25 protein-coding genes are annotated in these 22,911 nt (G+C 74.0%); 10 read left to right on the top strand and 15 right to left on the bottom strand.

Annotated features, from left to right (window positions below; all coding sequences use genetic code 11):
* Positions 1–136 precede the first annotated feature (136 nt).
* Positions 137–1,771: a beta-propeller fold lactonase family protein gene (locus ACFUK0_RS08520; RefSeq protein ID WP_380247560.1), complete on the top strand. Its 1,635-nt coding sequence runs from the start codon at positions 137–139 to the stop codon at positions 1,769–1,771.
* 66 nt (positions 1,772–1,837) lie between these two features.
* On the opposite strand, the gene ACFUK0_RS08515 is transcribed toward ACFUK0_RS08520, so the two are convergent.
* Positions 1,838–2,260: a CBS domain-containing protein gene (locus ACFUK0_RS08515; RefSeq protein WP_380247558.1), complete on the bottom strand. Its 423-nt coding sequence runs from the start codon at positions 2,258–2,260 to the stop codon at positions 1,838–1,840.
* A gap of 138 nt (positions 2,261–2,398) precedes the next feature.
* On the bottom strand, positions 2,399–3,343 hold the full coding sequence (locus ACFUK0_RS08510) for an SPFH domain-containing protein (protein WP_380247556.1): 945 nt from the start codon (positions 3,341–3,343) through the stop codon (positions 2,399–2,401).
* 168 nt (positions 3,344–3,511) lie between these two features.
* On the opposite strand from ACFUK0_RS08510, the gene ACFUK0_RS08505 reads away from it, so the two are divergent.
* On the top strand, positions 3,512–4,360 hold the full coding sequence (locus tag ACFUK0_RS08505; protein WP_380247554.1) for a uracil-DNA glycosylase: 849 nt from the start codon (positions 3,512–3,514) through the stop codon (positions 4,358–4,360).
* 79 nt (positions 4,361–4,439) lie between these two features.
* Positions 4,440–4,994 (top strand): GNAT family N-acetyltransferase, encoded by a 555-nt coding sequence (locus tag ACFUK0_RS08500; protein WP_380247552.1) that lies wholly within the window; start codon positions 4,440–4,442, stop codon positions 4,992–4,994.
* A 91-nt stretch (positions 4,995–5,085) separates the two neighbouring features.
* Here the strand turns inward: ACFUK0_RS08500 and ACFUK0_RS08495 are convergent, their stop codons facing one another.
* Positions 5,086–5,472, bottom strand: a complete 387-nt coding sequence (locus ACFUK0_RS08495) for a hypothetical protein (RefSeq protein WP_380247550.1) — start codon at positions 5,470–5,472, stop codon at positions 5,086–5,088.
* Positions 5,469–5,753 carry a hypothetical protein gene (locus ACFUK0_RS08490; RefSeq protein ID WP_380247549.1) on the bottom strand — a complete coding sequence of 95 codons (285 nt, stop codon included), beginning with the start codon at positions 5,751–5,753 and terminating at the stop codon, positions 5,469–5,471. The genes ACFUK0_RS08495 and ACFUK0_RS08490 overlap by 4 nt, the downstream gene beginning before the upstream one ends.
* A 743-nt stretch (positions 5,754–6,496) precedes the next feature.
* Here ACFUK0_RS08490 and ACFUK0_RS08485 point away from each other — a divergent pair.
* The 3 genes from ACFUK0_RS08485 (at position 6,497) to ACFUK0_RS08475 (ending at position 8,866) form a co-directional block, all read left to right on the top strand.
* Complete coding sequence (locus tag ACFUK0_RS08485) at positions 6,497–7,141, top strand: hypothetical protein (protein ID WP_380247547.1); 645 nt, start codon at positions 6,497–6,499, stop codon at positions 7,139–7,141.
* Between the two features lie 113 nt (positions 7,142–7,254).
* Positions 7,255–8,115 carry a DsbA family protein gene (locus tag ACFUK0_RS08480; RefSeq protein ID WP_380247545.1) on the top strand — a complete coding sequence of 287 codons (861 nt, stop codon included), beginning with the start codon at positions 7,255–7,257 and terminating at the stop codon, positions 8,113–8,115.
* A 97-nt stretch (positions 8,116–8,212) separates the two neighbouring features.
* Complete coding sequence (locus tag ACFUK0_RS08475) at positions 8,213–8,866, top strand: vitamin K epoxide reductase family protein (protein ID WP_380247543.1); 654 nt, start codon at positions 8,213–8,215, stop codon at positions 8,864–8,866.
* A gap of 111 nt (positions 8,867–8,977) precedes the next feature.
* Here the strand turns inward: ACFUK0_RS08475 and ACFUK0_RS08470 are convergent, their stop codons facing one another.
* From ACFUK0_RS08470 to ACFUK0_RS08445, 6 genes are all read right to left on the bottom strand, one after another.
* Positions 8,978–9,376 carry a YdeI/OmpD-associated family protein gene (locus ACFUK0_RS08470; RefSeq protein ID WP_380247611.1) on the bottom strand — a complete coding sequence of 133 codons (399 nt, stop codon included), beginning with the start codon at positions 9,374–9,376 and terminating at the stop codon, positions 8,978–8,980.
* 175 nt (positions 9,377–9,551) lie between these two features.
* Positions 9,552–9,965 carry a VOC family protein gene (locus ACFUK0_RS08465; protein WP_380247541.1) on the bottom strand — a complete coding sequence of 138 codons (414 nt, stop codon included), beginning with the start codon at positions 9,963–9,965 and terminating at the stop codon, positions 9,552–9,554.
* 133 nt (positions 9,966–10,098) lie between these two features.
* Positions 10,099–10,764 carry a glyoxalase gene (locus ACFUK0_RS08460; RefSeq protein WP_380247539.1) on the bottom strand — a complete coding sequence of 222 codons (666 nt, stop codon included), beginning with the start codon at positions 10,762–10,764 and terminating at the stop codon, positions 10,099–10,101.
* Between the two features lie 74 nt (positions 10,765–10,838).
* Positions 10,839–11,858: a serine hydrolase domain-containing protein gene (locus ACFUK0_RS08455; RefSeq protein ID WP_380247537.1), complete on the bottom strand. Its 1,020-nt coding sequence runs from the start codon at positions 11,856–11,858 to the stop codon at positions 10,839–10,841.
* 97 nt (positions 11,859–11,955) lie between these two features.
* Positions 11,956–12,489, bottom strand: coding sequence for a GNAT family N-acetyltransferase (locus ACFUK0_RS08450; protein WP_380247535.1), 534 nt, complete (start codon positions 12,487–12,489; stop codon positions 11,956–11,958).
* A 48-nt stretch (positions 12,490–12,537) separates the two neighbouring features.
* Positions 12,538–12,957: an ankyrin repeat domain-containing protein gene (locus ACFUK0_RS08445; protein WP_380247533.1), complete on the bottom strand. Its 420-nt coding sequence runs from the start codon at positions 12,955–12,957 to the stop codon at positions 12,538–12,540.
* A gap of 386 nt (positions 12,958–13,343) precedes the next feature.
* Here ACFUK0_RS08445 and ACFUK0_RS08440 point away from each other — a divergent pair, with 386 nt between their 5' ends.
* The 3 genes from ACFUK0_RS08440 (at position 13,344) to ACFUK0_RS08430 (ending at position 16,039) form a co-directional block, all read left to right on the top strand.
* Entirely contained in the window at positions 13,344–13,538 is a 195-nt protein-coding gene (locus ACFUK0_RS08440; protein ID WP_073921277.1) for a hypothetical protein, read from the top strand.
* Between the two features lie 123 nt (positions 13,539–13,661).
* Positions 13,662–15,374, top strand: a complete 1,713-nt coding sequence (locus tag ACFUK0_RS08435; RefSeq protein ID WP_380247530.1) for a hypothetical protein — start codon at positions 13,662–13,664, stop codon at positions 15,372–15,374.
* Between the two features lie 290 nt (positions 15,375–15,664).
* Positions 15,665–16,039 (top strand): RNA polymerase-binding protein RbpA, encoded by a 375-nt coding sequence (locus tag ACFUK0_RS08430; RefSeq protein WP_371483165.1) that lies wholly within the window; start codon positions 15,665–15,667, stop codon positions 16,037–16,039.
* 177 nt (positions 16,040–16,216) lie between these two features.
* Here ACFUK0_RS08430 and fxsA read toward each other — a convergent pair whose 3' ends face one another.
* From fxsA to ACFUK0_RS08410, 4 genes are all read right to left on the bottom strand, one after another.
* Positions 16,217–16,795, bottom strand: a complete 579-nt coding sequence (fxsA, locus tag ACFUK0_RS08425) for an FxsA family membrane protein (protein WP_380247528.1) — start codon at positions 16,793–16,795, stop codon at positions 16,217–16,219.
* 57 nt (positions 16,796–16,852) lie between these two features.
* On the bottom strand, positions 16,853–18,490 hold the full coding sequence (gene lnt / locus ACFUK0_RS08420; RefSeq protein WP_380247526.1) for an apolipoprotein N-acyltransferase: 1,638 nt from the start codon (positions 18,488–18,490) through the stop codon (positions 16,853–16,855).
* A gap of 150 nt (positions 18,491–18,640) precedes the next feature.
* The gene (locus tag ACFUK0_RS08415; protein WP_380247524.1) at positions 18,641–20,245 is read right to left on the bottom strand and encodes an amidohydrolase; all 1,605 of its coding nucleotides are present in this window, start codon (positions 20,243–20,245) and stop codon (positions 18,641–18,643) included.
* Between the two features lie 30 nt (positions 20,246–20,275).
* Positions 20,276–20,716, bottom strand: a complete 441-nt coding sequence (locus ACFUK0_RS08410) for an Lrp/AsnC family transcriptional regulator (protein WP_380247523.1) — start codon at positions 20,714–20,716, stop codon at positions 20,276–20,278.
* 256 nt (positions 20,717–20,972) lie between these two features.
* On the opposite strand from ACFUK0_RS08410, the gene ACFUK0_RS08405 reads away from it, so the two are divergent.
* The gene (locus tag ACFUK0_RS08405; protein WP_380247521.1) at positions 20,973–21,473 is read left to right on the top strand and encodes a hypothetical protein; all 501 of its coding nucleotides are present in this window, start codon (positions 20,973–20,975) and stop codon (positions 21,471–21,473) included.
* Between the two features lie 70 nt (positions 21,474–21,543).
* Here ACFUK0_RS08405 and ACFUK0_RS08400 read toward each other — a convergent pair whose 3' ends face one another.
* On the bottom strand, positions 21,544–22,707 hold the full coding sequence (locus ACFUK0_RS08400; protein ID WP_380247519.1) for an acyl-CoA dehydrogenase family protein: 1,164 nt from the start codon (positions 22,705–22,707) through the stop codon (positions 21,544–21,546).
* Positions 22,708–22,911 lie beyond the last annotated feature (204 nt).

Genomic DNA, 22,911 nt, shown 5'->3' with positions numbered 1-22,911 from the left:
CATTAAACGACAATCCATCGAACGTTCTGACCGATCGTCAGGCCAGCTCCTACGCTGTGCACGGCTCCGGCGGCGGGTACCGCCCGTCGAGGCCGCCATACCGAGCGTAACGAGCATGACGAGCCTGGAGGCTTCTGTGAGAACACGTCGTTCCTTCCACCACTCCTGGACGGTCCTGCTGGCGGCAGGCCTGACCATGGGGGCGGTGGTGATCCCGGGCGGCACGGCTCTCGCGGACGCACCGCCCACCGTCGCGGCCACGATCCCGGTCGCCCCCTACCCCGCCGGCGTCGCACTGCTTCCGGACGGCTCGCGGGCCTACGTCACCAGCCAGAGCACCGGCAGCGTCCAGGTGATCGACACCGCCACCGACACGGTGACCGCCACCATCGAGACCGGGTCCGGCTCGTACGCCGTCGCCGTCGCCCCCGACGGCGCCCACGCCTACCTGACCCACGCCGCCGAGAACACCGTCAGCGTGATCGACACGGCCACCCGGACGGTCACCGCCACCGTCCCCGTCGGCGGCGCGCCCTTCGACGTGGCGGTGGCCCCCGACGGCGCCCACGCGTACGTCAGCAACGCCGACGGCAACTCGGTCAGCGTCATCGACACCGCCACCAACACGGTGAGCGCCACCGTGCCGGTCGGAACGGAGCCGCACGGGCTGGCGCTCGCCCCCGACGGCCACCGCCTCTACGTGGCCGACCCGGGCGGCCGGGCCGTGCAGGTCCTCGACACGGCGACCAACACCGTCACGGGTGCCATCGCCGTCCCGGACACCCCCTTCGACCTGGCCGTGACGCCCGACGGCGCCCGGCTCTACACCGCCAACTGGGACAGCCACACCGTCGGCGTGATCGACACCGCCACCGCCACCGTGACCGGCGCCGTCACCGTCGGCGCCAACCCGCTGTCGGTGACCGTCGCACCGGACGGACGGCAGGTCTTCGCCGGCAACTACGACGACGACAGCGTGAGCGTCATCGCGACCGCCGACAACACCGTCACCGCGACGCTGCCCGTCGGCGCCAACCCCTACGGCCTGGCGATCACGCCCAACGGCAAGCGCGGCTACCTCGCCGACTTCGGCGCCGCATCCGTGAGCGTGCTGTCCATCCCGCGGCCCACGCCCACCGTGACCGCCGTCAGCCCCGCGAACGGGCCCGTCAGCGGGGGCACCGCCGTCACCATCACCGGCACCAACCTGGCCGGGGCCACCGCCGTCGCCTTCGGCGGCGCCGGCAACGCCACCGCGCTCTCCTGCACCGCCACCAGCTGCACCGCGACCTCCCCGGCCGGTGCCGCCGGCGCGGTCGACATCCGGGTGACCACCCCGGAGGGCACCAGCCCCGCCGTCCAGGGCGACCGCTTCACCTACACCGAGCAGGCCGACCTGGCGGTCGCCGTCACGGCCGCGCCCGTCACCGGGCTGCTCGCCGGGCGGGTCAACTACACCGTGACGGTGACCAACAAGGGCCCGTCCGCGCTGGCCTCGGGCACTGTCACCGTCCCGCTGACCGCGCCGACCACCGCGACGTCCACCGACTGCACGGTGGCCGCCGGCAAGGTCAGCTGCACGCTGCCGGCGCTGGCCAACGGCGCGAGTGCCACCCGGCACTTCTCCGTCCCGGTCAGCCTGCTCACCTACCGGACGTTCACCGTCACGGCCACCCGCACGGCCAGTGCCCCGGCCGACCCGGTCGCCGCCAACGACAGCGCCTCGCGCACCTGCAAGGCCTCCGGCCCGCTGAACATCACCTGCGCCTGACGCAGCCGTCCGTTCCCCCGTGCCGACGCGCACGGGGGAACGGACGCCGGAACGGACGCCGCGGCGCTAACTCGCGCAGATCACCGTCACGAACTCGGCGACCCTGGCCTGCGGGAGGCCGCGCGCGATGTCCGCCTCGCTGATCATGCCGACCAGCTTGTGGTCGGGGTGGTTGATCACCGGCAGCCGCCGGACCCGGTACTGCTCCATCACCCGGAGCACCTGCTCGGTGTCCTCGTCGTCCTCGATCACCATCGGCCGCCCCTGGGCCAGTTCACCCGCGCTGACCTGGCCGGGGTCCCGCCCCTCGGCCACGCACTTCAGCACGATGTCCCGGTCGGTGAGGATCCCCAGCAGCTTCTGGTTCTCGCCGCAGATCGGCAGCGCCCCGACGTCCCGCTCGCGCATGATCCTTGCCGCGTCCGCGAGAGTGTCGTGCTCGCCGACACACTCCGCCCCTGGGTGCATGATGTCGCCGGCTCTGGTCATTGTCGGGCCTCCTGACGTGCGGGCCGGCCGCTGTCGGCCAGTTCTGTTGTCCGCCCCCGCGCCGTGCCCCCGCCCCCGCGCCTCGCTCCAGGGCACCTCTCCATCCTGGTCCGGCCCCCGCCGGGCCGCCACCGGGCGTCAGTCCTCGCTCCGGGCGGCCGGCTCCCGGCCGTCCGCCTCCGTGGTCCGGGCCGTCGGCCGGGCCAGTGGCGAGCGGGCCAACAGCTCCTCCAGCGGCGGGAGTTCCAGTTGCTCGACCTCTCTCGGCGGGGCGACCGCCCCGGGCGGCGGCTCGCCCGGCGCCTGCGCGGCGGCGGCCCGCGCGTTCGCGTCGGTCGCGCTGTCGAGGAAGCGCAGCAGCTCCACCGGGAACGGCAGGACCAGCGTCGAGTTCTTCTCCGCCGCGACCTCCACCACCGTCTGCAGCAGCCGCAGTTGCAGCGCCGCGGGCGTTGCGGCCATCACCGCGGCCGCCTCCGACAGCCGCGCCGAGGCCTGGAACTCGCCGTCCGCCGTGATGATCCGGGCCCGGCGCTCCCGCTCGGCCTCCGCCTGCCGCGACATCGAGCGCTTCATCGACTCCGGCAGCGCGACGTCCTTGATCTCCACCCGGTCGATCTCCACGCCCCAGCCCATCGCCGGGGTGTCCAGCATCAGTTCCAGGCCCTGGTTGATCGGCTCGCGGTTGGCCAGCAGGTCGTCCAGCTCGCTCTTGCCGATGATCGAGCGCAGCGAGGTCTGCGCGACCTGCGAGATCGCGAAGCCGTAGTCCTGCACGTTGACGGTCGCCCGCACCGGGTCGAGCACCTTGAAGTACACCACCGCGTCCACCCGCACGGTCACGTTGTCCCGGGTGATGCCCTCCTGCGCCGGGATCGGCAGCGTGATGATCTGCACGTTCACCTTGTGCAGCCGGTCGACGACCGGCAGCAGCATCACCAGGCCCGGCTGGCGCACCTCGGTGCGCACCCGGCCGAACCGGAAGACCACCCCGCGCTGGAACTGCTGGACGACCCGGAAGCTCAGCCCCGCCCACAGAGCGGCCAGCACCACCAGCGCCACGACCACATCGACAATCAGCATCGTCGTCACCTCAGGGAGCACGCCGCCCCGCCCCGCGCCGTACCGGCCCGGGCTGACGATCGTCGGAGCAGCCACCTCCACGCTACGCCTGAGCGGACGCGGCCGGAACGGACGATCCTCGACCGGAGACGATCCTTGACCGGAGGAGACGTGCATAGGATCGGTGCCATGCCGGACCAGCCCACCAGCGCAGACGCCGCTTCCATCGGCCACCCAGTCCGCCCGGAGGACCCGAAGCACCCAGTGGACCCGGTGGACCCGGAGCACCCGGAGCACCCCGCCTTCGCCGCGGCCGCCTCCGCCGGCCTGGCCGGCCTGGACACCTCGGTGACCGACTGCCGGGCCTGCCCCCGCCTGGTGAGCTGGCGGGAGGAAGCCGCCCGCACCAGGCGGAAGTCCTACCTCGACTGGGACTACTGGGCCCGCCCGATCCCCGGCTTCGGCCCGCCCGACGCCTCGCTCGTGCTGGTCGGCCTGGCCCCGGCCGCCCACGGCGCCAACCGCACCGGCCGGATCTTCACCGGCGACCCGTCCGGCGACCTCCTCTACGCCGAGCTGCACCGGCTCGGCCTCGCCAACCGGCCCGAGTCCGTCCGCGCCGGCGACGGCCTGGAGCTGTACGGCGTACGGATCACCGACCCCGTCCGCTGCGCCCCGCCCGACAACCGGCCGACCACCCTGGAGCGCGACACCTGCCGCCCGTGGATCACCCGCGAGCTCGTCCTGCTGCGCCCCAGCGTGCGCGCCGTGGTCGCACTCGGCGGCTTCGCCTGGCAGGCACTGCTCCCCGCACTCGGCGCAGCCGGCTGGCAACTTCCCCGGCCCCGGCCCGTGTTCGGCCACGGCGCGCACGTCAGCCTGCCGGCCGCCGACGGTGGCGCGGCCCTGGAGCTCTACGGCTGCTACCACGTGAGCCCGCGCAACACCTACACCGGCCGCCTGACACCCCTGATGCTGCGCGAGGTGCTGCGCGCCGCCGCCCTGACCGCCGGCCTCGCACCCGCGCCCGAGGATTAGCGCCCGAAGGTCGGCGCGGGAGGCGCAGCCGGCCGTGCGAGGATCCAGGGACCGTGCACGGCCACTGTGGAGGATGAGGATGTTCGCGATCTCGCTGGGTGACGGAGCCGAGCTGCGGCCGCTGGAGCCCTGGCGGGCCGAGGAGTTCCTCGCCCACATGGACCGCGGCCGCGAGTACATCGGCCGGCACGTCGGGCTCCCCGACGTCGCGGCCGACCTCGACTCCGCGCGGAGCTGGCTCCAGTCCTACGCCGACAAGGCCGCCGCCGACGCCGGCCGGCTCTACGGCATCTGGCTCGACGGGCTCCTCGTGGGCGGCGTCCTCTTCCGGGTCTTCGACACGGCCGGCGGCACCTGCGAGGCCGGCTGCTGGCTGGAGCCGGCCGCCGCGGGCCGGGGCCTGGTGACCCGCGCGGTCCGGGTCATCATCGACTGGGCCGTCGAGGAGCGCGGCATGCACCGGGTGGAGTGGCACGTCTCGTCCGAGAACGCGCCGAGCATCAACGTGGCCAGGCGGCTCGGCATGAGCCGCGACGGAGTCCTGCGGGAGAACTTCCCCTACCGGGGCGTGCGGCAGGACACCGAGATCTGGTCGGTGCTGGCACCCGAGTGGCGGTCCGCCCACAGCGGCTAGCAGCACGCCGATCGGTGAACCGCCGGGCCCGTACAGCCGCCTCGCGCACGTCGTGCGGGCCCTGCGGCGGAGCTTTCCTGCGCCTCCGGTCCTAAGGGCGCAGCTCGATCGCCAGGGCCAGGGTGTAGCCGACCAGCAGCCCGAAGAGCGTGACGGCGGTCGCGTGCCGTGCGGTGAACGGCAGGCCGGCCAGCGACGGGTAGACCAGTACGGCGGTGCCGGCCGCCAGGTCGGCGGCGTAGAGGCCGACCGGCGGGAGCACCTGGGTGGTGTGCGCGGCCCAGCCGGTGGCCACCAGGAAGCCGGTCAGCAGCACGAATCCGGACAGCAGGCCACCGCCGATGGTGGAGAGCACGGGGTGCGGACCGTCGTCCTCCTCGCCCTCGGCGAGGGCGGGGCGCATCCGGTGCGCCACGGTCAGGCTGGCGAGGGCCACCGTCGCTGCGGCAACGGCACCGATGAGCGGGGCGGGGTTCATCTGCGACTCCTGGTCGGGGGGTGGAAGATGGCGGCGAGCGCCGCCGGTACGAGGACGGTGACGAGCAGGACGACGGACCACACCACCGGGTCGATGGCGGGTGCGGGCGGCCCGGCGAGGACGGCCGGCGGGGGTGCGGCGACCGCCGTGCCGGCGACCGGCATCGGGGCGGGCGGCGGCGCCGGAAGGACGGGTGCCGGAGCGGGTGGCGGGGCGGCCGTGACCGTCTTGACGGGCTGCACCACCTTCGCCGGCACCGCCTTCACGGGCGTCGTCTTCACGGGCGTCGGCTTCGCGGGGGCCACCTTCGCCGGGCTCGGCTGGGCAGGGCTCGGCGCAGCCGGGGCGGGAGTCTCCTTGACCGGCGGCGGCGGAGGTGGGGGCGGCGGCGGCGGAGGTGGGGGCGGCGGCGCGGGCGGGTCGGGCGGTTGAGGTGGCGGGGGCGGCGGTGGGGTCGGCGGCGGGGTGGGCGGTGCAGGGGGGTCGGGCGGGTGGACCACCGGCGGGCAGGGTGGCGGTGGGGGCGGCGGCTCGCAGGGGGTCGGGTCCGGCCCGTGCGGGTGCTCCGGCTGGTGGGAGTGATCCGACCCGTGCGTGTGGTCCCGCCCGTGCGAGTGTTCCGCCGGGTGGGGGTCCTGCGACGGGTGCGGGTCGTGCGGTGGATTGGTGTCCTGCGGTGGGTGGGGGTTCTGTGGTGGATGAGGGTCCTGGGTCGGCTGCGGCAGGTGGGACGGTTCGGACCTGCCGGACGGGTGTCCGGCCGGTGGCAGATCCGGTCCGTGCGGGGGCTGCGGCAAGTGCTTCGGCGAATGAGGGGCGTTGTCCATCGGCCGATTCTGTAGCCGCCCGTAGTGCGGTTGCCGCGCGATCACCCCCACCACGCATTCGAACCCACCCCAGGAGTGAATGCGGGAGGCCTCGCTGACGAACGGACAGCCAGTGGTGCGACAGTCGTACGACCAGCCGGACCGACTCCCGGAGGCACTCTCGTGCCCGCACCGGCCGCATGGCATACTCCCGAACCATGACGTCCACCCGTGCGACCAGGGCCCTGCGGGCAGCGGTGTTCACCGCGCTCGCCGTGCCGCTGTCCGCGGCGGGCCAGGTCGTCGTCACCGGACGCCCGCTGCCGCTCACCCTGGTGGCCGCCGCGTCGGTGGCCGTGTTCCTCCTCGCGGCCGCCCTGGCCGGCCGTGAGCGACGGCTGCTGCACATAGCCGCCGTGATCGTCCCGGTCGAGCTGCTGCTCAACACCGCCTTCAACCTGGGCCAGGCGACCTGTGCGCCCGCCCGCGGCATGAACCTACTGGTCTGCGGCGGCGGTTCGGTGGACGGCTCGCTGCTCTCCGGCCCGTTCGGCCACGGGCCGACGGCGCCCATGGCCACCCAGCTGCTCCTGCTGCTGGTGCACCTCGCGGCGGCCGTCGCCGCCGCCTGCTGGCTGCGGCTCGGCGACGCCGCGCTGCGCGGCCTGGCCGGCGCGCTGGACGTCCTGCGGCAGGCACTCACCACCCCGCTGCGGCTGCTCCTGCTGCTCGCCCCCGTCCCGGGCCGGCCCGTCCTGCGAGTCCCGCTCCCGGTGTCGGACCTCCCGCGCCCGCCCAGCGAAGGCGTGGTGCCCAGCCCCGCGCCCCGACGCGGCCCGCCGGCGTTCGCGCCTGCCTGCTGACAGCCCGCAGACCGGCCCGCCCCCACTCACCGCCCTTACACCCCGCGCCCGTCAGCGCGCCCGCGTGCCTGCCCGCACGCCGCGCCGGCGCACCCCCGTACAGGAGTCGACCCATGAGCCAGAACCAGTACGAGAACCAGCACCAGACCCAGCCCGTGCAGCAGCACGCGGCCGCGCCGACCGCCCGCGAGCGGCTCCAGGAGGCCCACCGCCGCGAGGCGCAGGCCGCCCGCTCCCGCCGGCGGATCGTGGTGAGCGCCTCGGTCGTCGCCGTGCTCGCCCTGGCCGGCGGCGTCACCGTCGCCATCGGCGCTGCCGCCGACGACAGCAGCAGCACGGTGGCCGGCGCGGGGCCCGCCGGGGCCACGGCGACGCCGCTCGTCGTCCCCGCCAACGCCTCCGGCCCGGACGGCACCCTGGCCGTGTACGGGAAGGCCGACGCCGCGCACACGCTGCAGGTGTTCGAGGACTTCCGCTGCCCGGTCTGCAAGTCGTTCGAGAAGACCAACGGCCGTGCCGTGCAACAGCTCGCGGACGACGGCGCCTTCCGGATCGAGTACCACCTGGCGGCCTTCCTCGACGTCAATCTCGGCGGCCGCGGCTCGCGCACCGCACTGGCGGCGGCCGGTGCGGCCCTCAACGAGGGCGTCGACAAGTTCAAGCAGTTCCACGACGTGCTGTACGCCAACCAGCCCGACGAGCGGCAGGACGGCTTCGGGGACGTCAACACCCTTCTCACGCTGGCCGATCAGGTGCCCGGGCTGCGGACGGACGCCTTCACCAAGGCCGTCACCGAGGGCACCTACCTGCCCTGGGCGGCCAAGGTGGCCGAGGCGTTCAACACGAGCGGGGTGACCGGCACCCCCACCGTCAAGCTCGACGGCAAGCCCGTCCAGCTGTCCGACAGCAGCGGCCGCACCCTGACGGCGGAGCAGCTCACCGACCGGCTGAAGCAGGCCACCGGCGCCAAGTAGGCGCTGTCACCGAGGAATCCCCGGCCCGGCCGCCGACGGCCGGGCCGGCCACAGCCGTGCCCCCGTCCGGCGTCCCCACACCCCTGGAGCCCGCGCCATGACCGTCCTGTCCGTCGGCACCCCCGACGTCTCCCCCCGATCCGCCCCGCAGGGCCGCACCGCCGTCCCGGCCGGGCGGCCCCTCGCCCTGCTGCTCGTCCTGGTCGGACTCACCGGGCTGATCGCCTCGGCCGTCCTCACCCTCGACAAGATCCGTCTGCTGGAGGACCCTTCGTACGTTCCGGGGTGCAGCATCAACCCGGTGATCAGTTGCGGCTCGGTGATGCGCAGCGTCCAGGCGGAGGCCTTCGGCTTCCCGAACCCGCTGCTCGGACTCGCCGCCTTCGCCGTCGTGATCTGTGTCGGCGCCGGGTCGCTGGCCGGGGCGGAGTTCCGGCGGTGGTTCTGGCTGGGGCTGCAACTCGGCTCCGCACTGGGCCTGTTCTTCACCCACTGGCTGATCGTCCAGGCCCTCTACCGGATCGGGGCGCTCTGCCCGTACTGCATGCTGGTGTGGGCGGCCACGATCGCCCTGTTCTGGTACGTCACCCTGCACAACCTGCGGACGGGCGTGATCCCCGTCCCGCCCCGCCTGCGCCCGGCCGTCCGGGAGGCGGCGCGCTACCACTGGGCGGTGCCCGTCCTCTGGTACGCCGTGATCGCCCTGCTGGTGCTCAACCGCTTCTGGTACTACTGGCGCACCCTGCTCTGAACGGCTCCGGCCCGGGGTGGTCCAGCCGTCACCACCCCGGCCTCGCGGACCTCCCGCCCGCCCCGCAGCCCGTGATCCTCGGCGGGGCGGAGCAGGACCGGCTACCGGGGGTCAGCCCCGCAGGGTGGCGATGGCCTTCTCGATGCGCCGCAGGCGCGTCTCGGGCTTCTTCGCGCTCTCGATGGCACGCACATGCTCGCGCTTGTGGCTGTACGCAAGACCGTCGTACGCGGCGCGGGCGACGGGGTCGTCGTCCAGGGCGCGGGTGAAGTCCTCCGGCTCGGCGACGACGCGCGGCTCGGTGTCGAGCTCCAGCTCGACCTCGACCTCTTCGCCGATCGCGACACCCGCGGCCTGCCGGTTGGCGTTGCTGAGGCCGAGCAGGTGGCGGCCTCGCAGGAGGGCGACCCGGCTCCTCCAGGAATGCCCGTTGACTGTGATCGTCACCGGTGGCCGCGCACCCCCGCCGAGCGCCGCTACCACCTCGGGCGGAACCTCCAGGCCCCGCATGGGCTCAGGCGGCTCGACACAGGACACAAACTTCATGATCGTTCTCCCGTTGTTCTGCCGGTGCTGTCCGACCGGCTCACCGCGGATCCGGCCCAGCCGACTCCGCGAGCCGCTTCCGGCTCCCGTGCCGGGACCACAACCGTCGTCCGGACGGTTGCGGGGCAGGAAGTCGCGGCTATTCGGCGTAGGGCTGGTCGGTTCCCCGGTCGCTGTAGCCGAGGCTCCAGACGTAGCCGTCCGGGTCGGCGAAGGTGCCGCCGTAGCCGCCCCAGGGCAGGGCACCGGCGGGCTTGAGGACCGTGGCGCCGGCCTTCTGCGCCTCCGCCATGATCTCCTCGACCCGCGCCTCGCTGCGGACGACATAGGTCAGAACCAGTCCGCTGAAGCCGCTGCCCTCCTGGTCCGTGCCCACCTGGTCGGCAAGGCCTTCGCGGCTGTAGAAGCCGACGGGCGAGGCGCCGTCCGACTCGAAGAACACCGAGACCCCGTAGTCGCTCTGGACCTTCCAGCCGAGCCCCTCGGTGTAGAACTGCTTGGCCCGGTCCATGTCCCGGACGCCGAGGAGGATCGAGCTGACGTGCGCCTTCATGTCGTACTCCTTGCACTGTAGATGCAGCGGTAGTCGAGCCGTGGATGTAGCTGTAGCTGTAGCCGGCGATGTACAGGTGCCGGACGTCGGACCGGCGCGCGTTCGCCGGTCGACCGGTACGGGAGACCGGGAGTCAGGACGCGGTGGGGGCGGCCGGCTCGGCAGCCTCCCAGGCGAACCCGTCCAGGTCGGTGAAGGTGTCGCCGGTGCTGCCGAGGACGATGCGGTGCGAGCCGGCGCCTTCGACGGGGACGCCGACCTCCTTGGCAAGGGCGCGGCGCTTGTACAGCGCCAGCTTGACGGGGCTGGACTGCCCAGCGGCGAACTCGACGTACTTGCCGCCGAAGCTCTTCGCCACGGTCAGGCCCCGGCCGGTGTAGAACTGCTTGGTGGCCTTCACATCCTCGACGCCGAGCAGCAGGACGACCTCGTCGATCCGGCGGCTGTCGGGACCGTTGTCCTTCTTCGACGAGGTCGCGATCTTCCAGATCGTCCCGTCCGGAGCCCGGAGGACCCCGCTGTAGCCCCACAGCGACTTCGCCGCGGGCTTCAGGACCGTGGCGCCCGCGTCCACTGCGGCGCCGACGAAGCCGTCGACGGTGGCCGGCCCGGACACCGTGAGCGCCAGGGTGAAGCCGCGGAACCCGGTGGAGTGCTCCTCGGACGCCCGCAGGGACAGGTGCGTGTCCACGCCGAAGGCGCTGTAGAAGCGGCGGGCGGACTCGAGGTCGGCCACCTCAAGGGTGACGGACGCGATGGACGTGACAGCTGCGGTGTAAGCGGTGGTTGCCATGACCATCACGCTAGTGGCCGTGCTACGGCCGGGGCTTCTCGATTCCTGACCGGTCCTGGGAGCGCCGGCCCTTCGGCCGCTCAGCCGAAGACCTCGCGGCGGAACGCGTTGCGCAGGTCGGTGAGCGGCTGCCGGTCGCGGTTGAGGTGCACCTTGTTGGTGAGCAGCAGCCCCCAGCGGCGCTGCCTGCGGGACAGCCAGAGCCCGGTGCCGGTGAAGCCGTAGTGGACGAAGGTGCCGTCGGCGGGGTCCGTGCCGGGGGCGCAGAGCCAGGAGAGGCCGCGGGCGGGGGCCAGCCCGCGGGTCTGTTCGCGCAGCGACTCGACCGTCCAGGCCGTCAGGGCGGCCGGGTTCAGCAGGGAGGTGAGGAAGATGCCCAGGTCGTGGGCGGTGGAGAAGGCTCCGGCACTGCCGCAGGCGCCGCCGAGCAGGCGGGCGGAGGGGTCGTGGACCACACCGCGGAGGTAGCCCTCGGTCTGTTCGTGGTACTCGGTGGGTGCGGTGCGGTCGAGGAGTTCGCCGCGCAGCGGTCCGAAGGCGGTGTCGGCCATGCCGAGCGGCCGCCACACCTCGCGGGCGGCGAGCCGGGCGAGGGGGGTGCCGGTGAGCGATTCGGCCAGCTGCCCGAGGATGATCGCGGCCCGGTCGGTGTACTCGACGGCCTCCCCCGGCGGGCGGGCCAGCGGCGCCGCCAGGACGGCGGCGCGGATGACTCCCGGGTCGGTGCCGTAGAGCTCGGCGAAGTTGGTGCGCAGCGGCACGCCCGCGGTGTGGGTGAGCAGTTGCCGCGCGGTGACGCCGCCCACGGGCCGGGCGGCCACCTCGGGCCAGTACGAGCCGAGCGGTTCGTCGAGTGGGAGCCGCCCGGCCGTCCAGAGGGCGCCGAGGGCGGGCCAGAGCGCGATGACCTTCGTGAGGCTGGCGAGGTCGAAGACGGTGTCCCGGCCCATCGCCAGGTGCGGGAGGTCGCGCCCGAGCGCTCCGGTCCACCCCTCGCCGCGCACGCCGTCCGCGTCGCCGACGGCCCAGACCGCGCCCGTGCCGACCTGCCGTAAGCCGTCCTGCACCAGTGCTGACAGTGGATCACTGCTGATTGTCATGCCCCCGCCTCCGTTGCCGTCGGCCGGAGCCTACCCAGCGTGCACACCCGGTGACCGCTCCGGACGGGCCGGATCTGCGCACCCCGGACGCGGACGCTCAGGAGTGCGGCTGCGCGGCGGGCAGCGGCGGTACGGCGGGCAGCGGCTTGCCCATGCACACGCTCAGCGGCGACTCGCGGTAGAGGCCGAACTTCTCGACATCGGCGTACCCCTCCGAGGTGTACAGCGAGATCGCCTCGGGCTGCTCGGTGCCGGTCTCCAGGATCACCCGGGTGTGCCCGGCCTCGGCGGCGGTCTCCTCCAGCCGGCGGAGCAGCGCACGGGCCAGGCCGCGCCCGCGTGCGGCGGACACCACGAACATCCGCTTCAGCTCGGCGTCGCCGTCCCGCACGCCGTGCGGGCCCGCCTTCTTGGCCCGCCAGCCGCCGGAGGCCACCGGCACGCCGTCCAGGTAGGCGATCAGGAAGAGACCGGCAGGCGGCTCGAAGTCGTCCGGGTGCATGACGGTCTCGTCGCCCTCGCCGTAGCGGCGGACGTACTCCTGCTGGACCTCGGCCGACAGGTGCTGCGCGTCGGGGTGGCCGTAGCCGGTGACCCGGATGTCGAGGGTGCTCTGCGTGGTGCTCTCCATGGTCGGCCAGCCTACGACGTGCCGGGGCCGGGCCGGCGGGAGGGCCGGTCAGCGCCCGGTGAAGCGGGCCACCAGGTCCTCCTTGCCGAACATCCGGGCGGTGTCGAGGGCCGAGGGGGTGCCTGCGGCGGGGTCGGCGCCACCGGCGAGCAGGACGGTCAGGACGTCGTCCGCGCCCTTGAAGACGGCTCCGGCCAGCGGGGTCTGGCCACGGTCGTTGGCCCGGTCCGGGTCGGCGCCGCGCTCCAGCAGCACCTGCACGGCCCCGGCGTGCCCGTGGTAGGCGGCCAGCATCAGCAGGGTGTCGCCGCGGTCGTTGGAGAGGTTCGCGGGCGCCCCGGCGTCGACGTACGCACCGAGGGTGTCCGCGTCGCCGGCGCGGGCGGCGTCGAAGAGCCGGCCGGCCAGTTCGATCACGTCGGCGTCGGGCTCGGGGGTCTGCGCTGCGGAGTCGGCGGAGTCGGCCATGAGGGAGGACCTTTCGGTGGGACGGACGCCAGGGTGACGTACGGCACGGTAGCGGCCCGGCCCGGCGCGGATCCAGCAGGTGTCCGGAATGTGGAGCACACCGTGCGCAGTGGCGCGACATGTCGACACGTCGACGCGACGGTCACGCGTCCGTTCGGGCGAATTCCCCCGATAACACCGCACCACCGGGGCGCCGGGCCGGGAATGCCTGGGAATGGCCGAACAGAGCCTCGGAACGACCGTCCCGACGCGGTTCGCATACACCCGCTATCGCAATACCGAGCCGAACCACCCATTTGCGCCGTTCCATCATCTATTACTTTTTGTCACGATTAGGGCACTTTCAGTGACACTGTCCCTGTCACCCCTCCCCGAGGAGCAGACGCGTGATCCTCTCCATTTCAGGCATCGTCCTGTTCGGCACCATCGCCTTTCTCTTCTTCCGCCGAGACGGACTGAAGATCTCCCATGCCGTGGTGTGCGCCCTCCTCGGCTTCTACGTGGCGGGATCGTCCATCGCCCCGAGCATCACGGCGGGCGGCGCGAGTCTGGCCGGCCTGCTGGGCGGCATCAAATTCTGAGCCGCCACTGACCCATCTACGGGCCCGGGTGCGGATCCCACCGCCCCGGGCCCGACCGGTTCGGCCCACCCGCCCGACCGGCCGGCGCCCACCGGCCGTCCCACTCGCCCGGGGAGTCCAGGAATGTCCCTCAACCGCCACCTCACCAAGGGCCGCGACCTCGCCCGTACGGCCGGCGACCACGCCGCCGACATGTTCGCGCCGATCACCCTCATCGGGCGCGGCCTGCGACACCACGCCGACTGGGCGAAGGGCCGCTGGCAGGCCACCCCGAAGGACCGGCGCGGGCCCACCCTCTTCCTCACCGCGGCGGTGCTGCTCGGCGTCTTCCTGCTGCCGCACGGCCCCCTGCTCGCCGTCGCCGCCCTGCTGGCCAGCGCCGCCTGGGTCGGCCGCGCACCGAAGGCACCGGCCGGGCCGCCCGAGCCGGACGCCGCCGACCTGAAGCTGACCGCGCTCTACGCGGCGCTCACCCCGTACCTGGCCGCGCCCGACGACCTGAGCCCGCTGTACGGCAACGAGGACGGCTACAAGACGGCCTTCGGCTCCTGGGAGTTCGACGCCGCCGGGCGGCTCACCCAGCTGGAGCTCGCCTACCCCGCGTACTTCACCGACACCGAGCCCGGCGCCCGGGCCCGGATCGAGCAGGTCGTCCAGGGCAAGGCCGGCCGGGCCCGCGAGTACCGCTTCGACTGGGACGAGGAGTCCAACCGGCTGCGGGTCAGCGCCCTGGCGCCGCTCGCCACCGACATCGCCGCCCAGCGCTTCGTGACCGCACCGGGCGAGATCGTGCTCGGCTTCACGGACGAGGCCGGCAGCCGGCGGATGATCCCGGTCAACCAGGCCGGGACGACCGCCCAGCAGCCGCCGGTGATCTGGCGGACCGGACCGCGCTCCTCCGAGCCCCACCTGCTGGCGCTCGGCGCCACCGGGCACGGCACCTCCACGCTGATCCGCTCGATCGCGCTCCAGGCACTGCCGTTCGCCGACCTGGTGGTGATCGACGGGGCCGGCACCGGCGAGCACGCCTGCCTGGTGAACCGGCCGGGTGTGCACACCGTCGAGACCAGCCTGCACGGCACCCTCGCCGCCCTGGAGTGGGCCGCCCAGGAGACCGCCCGCCGGCTGACCGCCCTGAACGCGGCCCGGCACGCCGGCGCCACCCCGCCGGAGGACGTCACCCGCCCGTTGTGGCTGCTGCTCGACCACCCGACCGAGCTGAGCGAGCTGGCCCACGCGGAGGGCCGTCCGGACCCGCAGGACCTGCTGGAGACGCCGCTGCGGCACGGGCGGGCCGCCCGGGTCACCGTGGTGATCGCCGACGACATCGAGGCCCGCGACCGGATCACCCCGACCCTCCGCGCCACCACCCGGGCGCGGGTGGTGCTCGGCCCGACCACTCCCGAGGAGGGGCACGCCGCCCTCGGCGCACCGCTGGACATCGTGCCCGCGGCCCACGCCCCGGCCGGGCGCGGCTACGCGCGGATCGGCACCGCGGCCCCCGTCCGGCTCCAGGTGCCGGCCACCGTCGACCCGCTGGACGACGAGGCCCCCGCCCAGCTGCGGGACGCCGTGATCGCGCTGCTCCCGCACCGGGACACCCGGACGGAGGCGGCCGCGCCCTCGCTGGCACCGGCGGGCCCGGCCGGCGCGGCGGCCACGGCGCAGGACCGGAGGCCGGAGGCCGCGGCCGCTCCGGCGACGGGTCCGGCGGCCGATCCGGCCACCGGACCGAAGGGCGGGGCGGGCGTCGAAACCGGCGTGGAGCTCGGCGTCGAACTCGGCGTCGACCTGGGCAAGGAGCACTCCCCCGTCGGCCCCCGCCCGGTGTGGTGAACGCCCTCCGGACCGCCCGGTGGGCGGGTCGGGCGGGCGAGGCAGGTCACGCACCGGTACGCTCATCGTTGAAAGTCGAATCGGTCACCAGATGTGAAATTAGTGACACCCAGGGTGATATCACCGGCCAGATGTGACAAATCGGGCGCTGATGGGTACAAACAGGGGCGGCACGCCGAACGACGCATGTCCCCGGACGGGAATCTTCGTCGACTGCCGGGCGTTGACCGAACTGACGAAGAACAGCGACCAACTAGTCCTGTGGGCCATAAGCCCGGGAGGCACGATTCATGAGCGAGCGAGCTCTTCGCGGCACGCGACTCGGGGCCACTAGCTACGAGACCGACCGCGGTATCGATCTGGCTCCCCGCCAGACCGTCGAGTATGCATGTCAGAACGGACACCGATTCGAGGTTCCCTTCTCCGTCGAAGCGGAGATCCCCTCGGCCTGGGAATGCCGGTTCTGCGGCCAGGAAGCAGTACTTCTCGACGGCGAGGAGCCGGAGGAGAAGAAGACCAAGCCCACGCGTACCCATTGGGACATGCTGATGGAGCGCCGGACGCGCGAAGAGCTGGAAGAGGTGCTGGCCGAGCGGCTGGCCGTGCTCCGCTCGGGCGGGATGAATCTCGCGGTGCACCCGCGCGACACCCGTAAGAGCGCCTGATCTCGCTCCCGCCGCCAGGCGGGAGCCAGCCGAAAAGGGACCCCGAGAATTCGGGGTCCCTTTCGCGTTGCCTGTTCCTCGGTTGCCTGTTCCTCGGTTGCGAGCCGCGGGCGGTGACCGCTCAGCCCATGACGGCTCGGCCCATGACCGCTCAGCGGCCGCTCAGCCGGTGACCGCTCAGCCGGCGATCGGCGGGCGGTAGCCGGTGTCCGGGCCCTGCGGCCCGCGCGGGTCCGCCACCGGGTCGACGACCTCGCCCTGGACGACCTTGCCGTCGGGCCGGTGGATCCGCAGCTGCTCCTGGAGCCGGACGGCGTCCGCGAACGGATCCGTCCCGACAACCGGGGAGCGCCGTAGCGCGGCGCCCGCGAGCCTGCGCCCGGCGGCCCGCCAGAGCGCCCGGGTGGGCGGCAGCAGCAGGGTCAGCGCCACCACGTCCGACAGGAAGCCGGGGACGATCAGCAGCAGCCCCGCGAGCACCGTCAGGCTGGTGCCGGTCTGCGCCTGCTGGGGCTTGGGGTCGCGGCTCTGGTCGACGGCCGCCGAGATGGCCTTCAGACCGGCCCGCTTGACCAGCCAGCCGCCGATCACCACGCCGGCCAGCAGCAGCATGGCCACCGCGAAACCGCCGATCGCGGAGCCGACCTGGATCAGCAGCCAGATCTCCAGCACCAGCCAGACGGCGATCAACAGCGGGAGCACCCGCCGGAGCTTGCCCCGGGGAGCCGGGCGGGCAGGGGTCGCTTGCTGGGTCACAGTACTGATCCACTCCATCGCGGTGCGCTGCGCACCGCCCGGCGGACTCCGGAGCGACTACGGCACCACCGGGTTCAACGCCTCGCCCTTGCCGGGTGTTCCGGGGCGGCGCCGGAGCCTGCCCGCGAACACGGCCGCGGCGCAGGCCAGCAGGCCCGCCACCGCGAGCGTCCACTCGGGGGCGGCGCCGACCCGGTCGGCGACCGTGGTGCCGTCGCGCAGCGGCACCGTCGCGGTGAGCTCGGCGGCGGTCAGCTCCTTCGTCCGGGAGACGATCGAGCCGTCCGGGGCGATCACGCCGCTGATGCCGCTGGTGGCCGCGATCAGCACCGCGCGGCCGTGCTCGACGGCGCGCAGCCTGGACATCGCGAGCTGCTGGTCCGGCTGGCCGCTGAGGGCGTAGGTGGCGTTGTTGGTCTGCACGACCAGCACCCGGGCGCCCTGGTTGACGGTGTCGCGGACGATCTCGTCGTACGCGACCTCGAAGCAGATCACGTCGCCGATCTTCGCCGGGCCGAGCTGCATCACGCCGGTCGAGGTGCCCGGGTAGAAGTCGCGGGCCACCCGCTGGAGGCGGGTGATGACCTTGGACAGTTCGGCGCGGAACGGCACGTACTCACCGAAGGGCACGGGGTGCTGCTTGGTGTACGAGGCGCCGGGGCCGGTCCTCGGGTCCCAGACGATGCCCTCGTTCTGGACGTGCTGCGCGTCCGGGCCGTCCACCAGGGTGCCGACCAGGGTCGGTACGCCGACGGCCTTCACGGCTTCGTCGATCCGGCGGTAGGCGGCCGGGTCCGTGAACGGGTCGAGGTCGGAGGAGTTCTCCGGCCAGATCACCACGTCGGGGCGCTCGGTCCGGCCGGCCGCGATGTCGGCGGCCAGCCTCTCGGTCGCCTCGGCGTGGTTGTTGAGGACCTGCATCGGGCGGCCCAGGAAGTCCATCCCGGGGTTGGGCACGTTGCCCTGGATGACCGCGACCTTGACGCTGTCGTCGCCCTTCGTCGGCACCGGCACGGCGTACCCGGCCAGCATCGCGGCGATCGCGCCGAGGGCGGCCAGCGCGGCCGCGCGCGGCGCCCGGCCGGGGCCGCGCACCCGAAGCGCCGCCCAGGCGAGCAGGGCGCCGCAGAGCGCGACGGCGAAGGTCACCAGCGGTGCGCCGCCGAGGGCGGCGAGCGGTGTGAAGGGGGTGGCGGTGTTGGCGAAGGCCAGCCGGCCCCAGGGGAAACCGCCGAGCGGCAGGCGGTCGCGGGCCCACTCCTGGGTCACCCAGAGGCAGGCCGCCCAGAGCGGCCAGCCGGGCAGCCGGGAGGTGACGGCGAGGCCGGCGCCGAGCGCGGCGACGAACAGCGCCTCGACCACCGAGAGGCCGATCATCGCGTCGGTGCCGATGACCGTCAGCCACTTGAGCAGCAGCAGGAAGAACGGCAGGCCGAAGGCGAAGCCCGTCCAGGCGCCCTGGCGGGCGGTGCGGCCACGGGTGAGCAGGGACAGGCCCGCCACCCCGACGACGGACAGCGGCCACAGGTCGTACGGCGGGAAGGCCGCGCCGAGCAGCAGGCCGGCCAGGACGGCGAGCCCGGTGCGGGGCAGCCCGGCCCGGATCCTGGTGAGCGCGCGGGCGCCCCGGCCGGGTGCGGGTGCCTCGGGCGCGGGCCCCGGCGTCGACCGCTCCTGTGTGACGGGCAGTGCCACCTGCGCACCATCTCTCTGGCTCGTACTGTTCGCACGTTCGTCGGCCGCCCGTGATCCGAACGCCGTGCGAAGACGGTACCCCGGATCGGGGAGTGTCCGGACAACGGGCAGGCCACGCTCCCGCCCGGCTGCGGGGCGGGAGCGGCCAGGTCAGACCTGGTAGGCGGTCCGGCCGCGGACCACGGTGCGCAGGCAGACCGGCAGCGGGCGCCCGGGGGTCAGGTCGGGCAGGCCCGGGGTGCCGGAGCGGGGGTCGGTGGACCAGTCGGCGACCCGGGAGTCGGGGGCCTGGACGACCAGGTCACCGCCCGCCCAGACCGCGTAGCTGGCGACCGCTCCGGGCACCAGCACGCCGTCCTGGTCGCGGCCCAGGGCGCGCCAGCCGCCCCGGGTGTGCGCGGTGAACGCGGCCCGCGCGGAGATCCGGTGCGCGGGGGTGCGGTGGAAGGCCGCCGCCCGGACGGTGCCCCAGGGGTCGAGGGCCGTCACGGGGGCGTCCGAGCCGAAGGCCAGCGGGACACCGGCGCGCAGCAGCGCCGCGAACGGGTTCAGCGCGGCGGCCCGCTCGGCGCCCAGGCGCTGGACGTACATGCCGTCCGGGCCGCCCCAGGTCGCGTCGAAGGCCGGCTGCACGGAGGCGACCAGGCCGAGCTCGACGAAGGCGGCGACGGCCTTGTCGTCCAGCGCCTCGGCGTGCTCGACGCGGTGCCGCAGCGCCTTCACCCGGGCCGGGCCGAGCCGGTCGGCGGCGGTGCGGACGCCCTCGACGACGGCGGTCAGGGCGGCGTCGCCGATCGCGTGGAAGCCCGCCTGGAGGCCGGCCTCGGTGCAGGCGGTGACGTGGTCGGCGATCTGGTCGGCGCTCAGGTAGGCGGTGCCGGTGTGCGGGGCGTCCTCGTAGCGGGTGTGCAGGCAGGCGGTGTGCGAGCCGAGGGCGCCGTCCACGAACAGGTCGCCGCCGGCGCCGACCGCGCCCAGCCGGCGGGCGGTCTCGACGCCGCCGAGCTCACCCCAGTAGCCGAACACCTCGGGGCCGTCCTGTCCGGCCGCGAGGGCCAGCAGGGCGGCGAGGTCCTGCTCGGAGGAGATGTCGGGGCCGCCGCACTCGTGCAGGGAGCCGATCCCGAGGGAGGCGGCGCGGGCCAGGGTGGCCTGCTGGGCGGCACGGCGCTGGGCGTCCGTGAGGTGGGCGAGGGCGGCGCGGCGCACCGCGTGGTGCGCGTCGCGGGTGAGCGCGCCGTCGGCGCTGTGGCCGGGCAGGGTGTCCAGGCCGGGGGTGAGTGCGCGCAGCGCGGTGGAGGCGACGGCCGAGTGCACGTCGGTGCGGGAGAGGTAGAGCGCGGCGCCGCCGGCCGCCGCGTCGAGCTCGGCGAGCGTCGGCGGGCGGCCCTCGGGCCAGCCGCTCTCGTCCCAGCCGTGGCCGATCAGCACGCCGCCGGCGGCGCCTGGCGCCGCGAAGGCCGCGATCCGGCGGAGCGCCTCGGGCAGCGAGGGGCAGCCGGTGAGGTCCAGGCCGGTCAGGGCGAGGCCGGTGGAGGTCGCGTGCACGTGGGCGTCCACGAACGCGGGGGTGACCAGCGCGCCGTCCAGCTCGACGATCTCGTCCGCGATGTCGGCGTAGGCCTCGGCGGCGCCGTCGCTGCCGACCCAGGCGACGTGCTCGCCCTCGACGAGCATGGCGGAGGCGAAGGGGTCGGCGGGGCTGTAGACGGAGCCGCCGCGCAGCAGCACGGTCCGGAGGGTGCGTTCGGTCATGCGCCTAAGTCTGCACCCGCACGAAGCTGGTCAGAGCTTCGGGGGGCGTGCCTCGTAGGGGGTGGAGAGGACGACGGTGGTGCGGGTCGAGACGCCCGCGGCGGTGCGGATGCGGGCGAGCAGGTCCTCCAGGTCGCCGGGGGCGCCGACGCGGACCTTGAGGATGTAGTTCTCGTCGCCGGCCACGCTGTGGCAGGCCTCGATCTCGGGGAGCCCGGCGAGCCGCTCCGGGGTGTCGTCGGGGGAGCTCGGGTCGAACGGCTTGACCGAGATGAACGCGGTCAGTGCCAGGTCGACGGCGTCGGGGTCGATGATCGCCGTGTAGCCGCGGATCACCCCACGCTGTTCGAGGCGGCGCACGCGCTGGTGCACCGCCGAGGTGGACAGGCCGGTGGCCTTGCCCAGGTCCGTGTAGCTCATCCGGCCGTCCTCAAGGAGCAGCTGAACGATGCGCTGGTCGAGATCCTCCACAAGGCGCAAACCTACTGCCCCGGGAGGCGTGCTGCCGACACCCCCGGCAAACGGGGCCCGCACGGGGCGCGTACCGGCGGTTGCGGGAGCGGCTGCACACCCTGGCGCATTTCCGGGGCACATGCCCGGCGAATGTGGCGAACGACACACCTGCTGCATCACTGTGCCACCGGGCGCAGGATTATGAGCCCCCGTCACCGGGAAGTGCTGGTTGTGGCCCTGGCTGTCCGGCCGGCCCGATCCGAGGGGGATCACCATGCCCGCAGTTGACCAGCGCTCGCTGAGCGCGGACGACACCCACGATACGAGCGACCGCGACACCTTCGCGGTCTCGTACGGCCCGACCCCGGGGACCGACCCGGGCGAGGCCGACACCTGGGAGATCATTCGGGTGCACTGCCCCGAGTGCGACCGCCCGATCGCCCTGCTGGGCGACGAGGAGCGGCTCCCGCAGCACGCCGTCCTGCCGACGGCCTGGAACCCCTTCTCCCCCGCGCTCTGCCCCGGTTCGGGCAGCTCCGCAGACGACCTGGCCGAGGTCGACCTCCCGGCCGACACCGTCGCGCCCGGCCTGGAGGGCCTGCTGGCCCTGCCGGCCGCGCTGGACTGGCGCACCCAGCCGTTCTCGCACGCGATCCCGCACAGCCCGGTGAAGGCCGCCGTCCCGGCGGGCCTGGTGCCGGCGCAGCGTTCGGCGGCCCCGCAGGCCGCTCCGCAGGCCGCCCGGCGGTCCGTCGCCCGCCCGGCCCGCCGCTGACCCGGCCCGCCGGCTCCGCAGGGGGGACGGTCCGGCGCCACCGCTGAGGCGGCCCGGACCGTACCGGACGTCAGCTGCCGGTGAGGTGGCGTCCGATCACCAGGCGCTGGATCTGGTTGGTGCCCTCGACGATCTGCAGCACCTTGGCCTCGCGCATGTAGCGCTCGGCCGGGAAGTCCTGGGTGTAGCCGTAGCCGCCGAGCACCTGGACGGCGTCGGTGGTGGCCTTCATCGCGGCGTCGGTGCAGAACAGCTTGGCCATCGCCGCCTCCTTGGAGAAGGCGAGCCCGGCGTCGCGGCGGCGGGCGGCGGCCAGGTAGAGCGAGCGCCCGGCCTCGATCTGGGTGGCCATGTCCGCGAGCATGAACGACAGGCCCTGGAAGTCGGCGATCCGCCGGCCGAACTGGCGCCGGCTCCCGGCGTAGTCGACGGCGAGGTCCAGGGCGGCCTGGGCCACGCCTATCGCACAGGCCGCGATTCCGAGCCGCCCGGAGTCGAGCGCGGAGAGCGCGATCTGGAATCCCTGGCCCTCGGTGCCGACCAGGCGTTCACGGGCCACCCGCACGCCGTCGAAGTGCATCTGCGCGGTGGGCGAGGAGCGCATGCCCATCTTGTGCTCGGGGGGCGCGGCGGACAGGCCGGCCGCGCCTCCCGGCACCAGCAGGCAGCTGATCCCGCGCGGGCCGTCCTCGCCGGTGCGGACCATGGCGCTGTAGAAGTCGGCGTGGCCGCCGTGGGTGATCCACGCCTTGGTGCCGTTGACGACGTACTCCTCGCCCTCCAGGGCGGCGCGGGTGCGCAGCGCGGCGGCGTCGGAGCCGGACTGCGGCTCGGAGAGGCAGTACGCGCCCAGCTGGTCGCCGGCGAGCATGCCGGGCAGCCAGGCGGCCCGCTGCTCGTCGCTGCCGAAGGTGGCGAGGGCGTGGCAGGACAGCGTGTGGACGCTGACGCCGAGGCCGACGGCCAGCCAGCCGGCCGCGAGCTCCTCCAGGACCTGCAGGTACACCTCGTAGGGCTGCCCGCCGCCGCCGTGCTCCTCGCCGTACGGGAGGGAGAGCAGGCCCGTCTCGCCGAGGGTGCGGAAGACGTCGCGGGGGAACCGGTCGGCGGCCTCGTCCCCGGCGGCCCGGGGGGCTACCTCGCGCTGGACCAGGTCACGGGTGAGGCTCAGGAGTTCCCGGGCCTCCTCGGTGGGGAGCGTGCGGTCCACGGGCTTGGCGGGTGCGGGGCTCATGGCGGTTGGTCGCCTCCTCGATCGGGCACCGGGCCCAGTGGTGGCGGGCGCGGCACGGGTGTGGCAGGTCGGCCCGACCGGCACCGGGTTGCGGTGAACGGTCGTTCACATGTCTGGCGATGTGAGTATGCCCGATCCGGGCCCGGCCGTCACGACCAGCGCCCGGCGCCCCTCCGGGGCCGGTCACCGGCGCCCGTAGAGTGG

Origin of the sequence: Kitasatospora sp. NPDC057223, from assembly GCF_042669755.1 — a bacterium.
Taxonomy (GTDB): domain Bacteria; phylum Actinomycetota; class Actinomycetes; order Streptomycetales; family Streptomycetaceae; genus Kitasatospora.
Note: the sequence above shows the minus strand (reverse complement) of the source record. Positions and strands in the feature narration are given on the sequence as shown.

What these genes read in the sequence shown, in the direction of transcription:
- ACFUK0_RS08445 (WP_380247533.1), bottom strand. Translation starts at nt 12,957, where the DNA reads ATGGCCGACTCCGCCGACTCCGCAGCGCAGACCCCCGAGCCCGACGCC.
- ACFUK0_RS08475 (WP_380247543.1), top strand. Translation starts at nt 8,213, where the DNA reads ATGACCGTCCTGTCCGTCGGCACCCCCGACGTCTCCCCCCGATCCGCC.
- ACFUK0_RS08435 (WP_380247530.1), top strand. Translation starts at nt 13,662, where the DNA reads ATGTCCCTCAACCGCCACCTCACCAAGGGCCGCGACCTCGCCCGTACG.
- ACFUK0_RS08400 (WP_380247519.1), bottom strand. Translation starts at nt 22,707, where the DNA reads ATGAGCCCCGCACCCGCCAAGCCCGTGGACCGCACGCTCCCCACCGAG.
- ACFUK0_RS08495 (WP_380247550.1), bottom strand. Translation starts at nt 5,472, where the DNA reads ATGAACCCCGCCCCGCTCATCGGTGCCGTTGCCGCAGCGACGGTGGCC.
- ACFUK0_RS08415 (WP_380247524.1), bottom strand. Translation starts at nt 20,245, where the DNA reads ATGACCGAACGCACCCTCCGGACCGTGCTGCTGCGCGGCGGCTCCGTC.
- ACFUK0_RS08515 (WP_380247558.1), bottom strand. Translation starts at nt 2,260, where the DNA reads ATGACCAGAGCCGGCGACATCATGCACCCAGGGGCGGAGTGTGTCGGC.
- ACFUK0_RS08450 (WP_380247535.1), bottom strand. Translation starts at nt 12,489, where the DNA reads ATGGAGAGCACCACGCAGAGCACCCTCGACATCCGGGTCACCGGCTAC.
- ACFUK0_RS08460 (WP_380247539.1), bottom strand. Translation starts at nt 10,764, where the DNA reads ATGGTCATGGCAACCACCGCTTACACCGCAGCTGTCACGTCCATCGCG.
- ACFUK0_RS08430 (WP_371483165.1), top strand. Translation starts at nt 15,665, where the DNA reads ATGAGCGAGCGAGCTCTTCGCGGCACGCGACTCGGGGCCACTAGCTAC.
- ACFUK0_RS08470 (WP_380247611.1), bottom strand. Translation starts at nt 9,376, where the DNA reads ATGCGGGGCCTGGAGGTTCCGCCCGAGGTGGTAGCGGCGCTCGGCGGG.
- ACFUK0_RS08510 (WP_380247556.1), bottom strand. Translation starts at nt 3,343, where the DNA reads ATGCTGATTGTCGATGTGGTCGTGGCGCTGGTGGTGCTGGCCGCTCTG.
- ACFUK0_RS08485 (WP_380247547.1), top strand. Translation starts at nt 6,497, where the DNA reads ATGACGTCCACCCGTGCGACCAGGGCCCTGCGGGCAGCGGTGTTCACC.
- ACFUK0_RS08405 (WP_380247521.1), top strand. Translation starts at nt 20,973, where the DNA reads ATGCCCGCAGTTGACCAGCGCTCGCTGAGCGCGGACGACACCCACGAT.
- ACFUK0_RS08500 (WP_380247552.1), top strand. Translation starts at nt 4,440, where the DNA reads ATGTTCGCGATCTCGCTGGGTGACGGAGCCGAGCTGCGGCCGCTGGAG.
- ACFUK0_RS08480 (WP_380247545.1), top strand. Translation starts at nt 7,255, where the DNA reads ATGAGCCAGAACCAGTACGAGAACCAGCACCAGACCCAGCCCGTGCAG.
- ACFUK0_RS08505 (WP_380247554.1), top strand. Translation starts at nt 3,512, where the DNA reads ATGCCGGACCAGCCCACCAGCGCAGACGCCGCTTCCATCGGCCACCCA.
- ACFUK0_RS08465 (WP_380247541.1), bottom strand. Translation starts at nt 9,965, where the DNA reads ATGAAGGCGCACGTCAGCTCGATCCTCCTCGGCGTCCGGGACATGGAC.
- ACFUK0_RS08455 (WP_380247537.1), bottom strand. Translation starts at nt 11,858, where the DNA reads ATGACAATCAGCAGTGATCCACTGTCAGCACTGGTGCAGGACGGCTTA.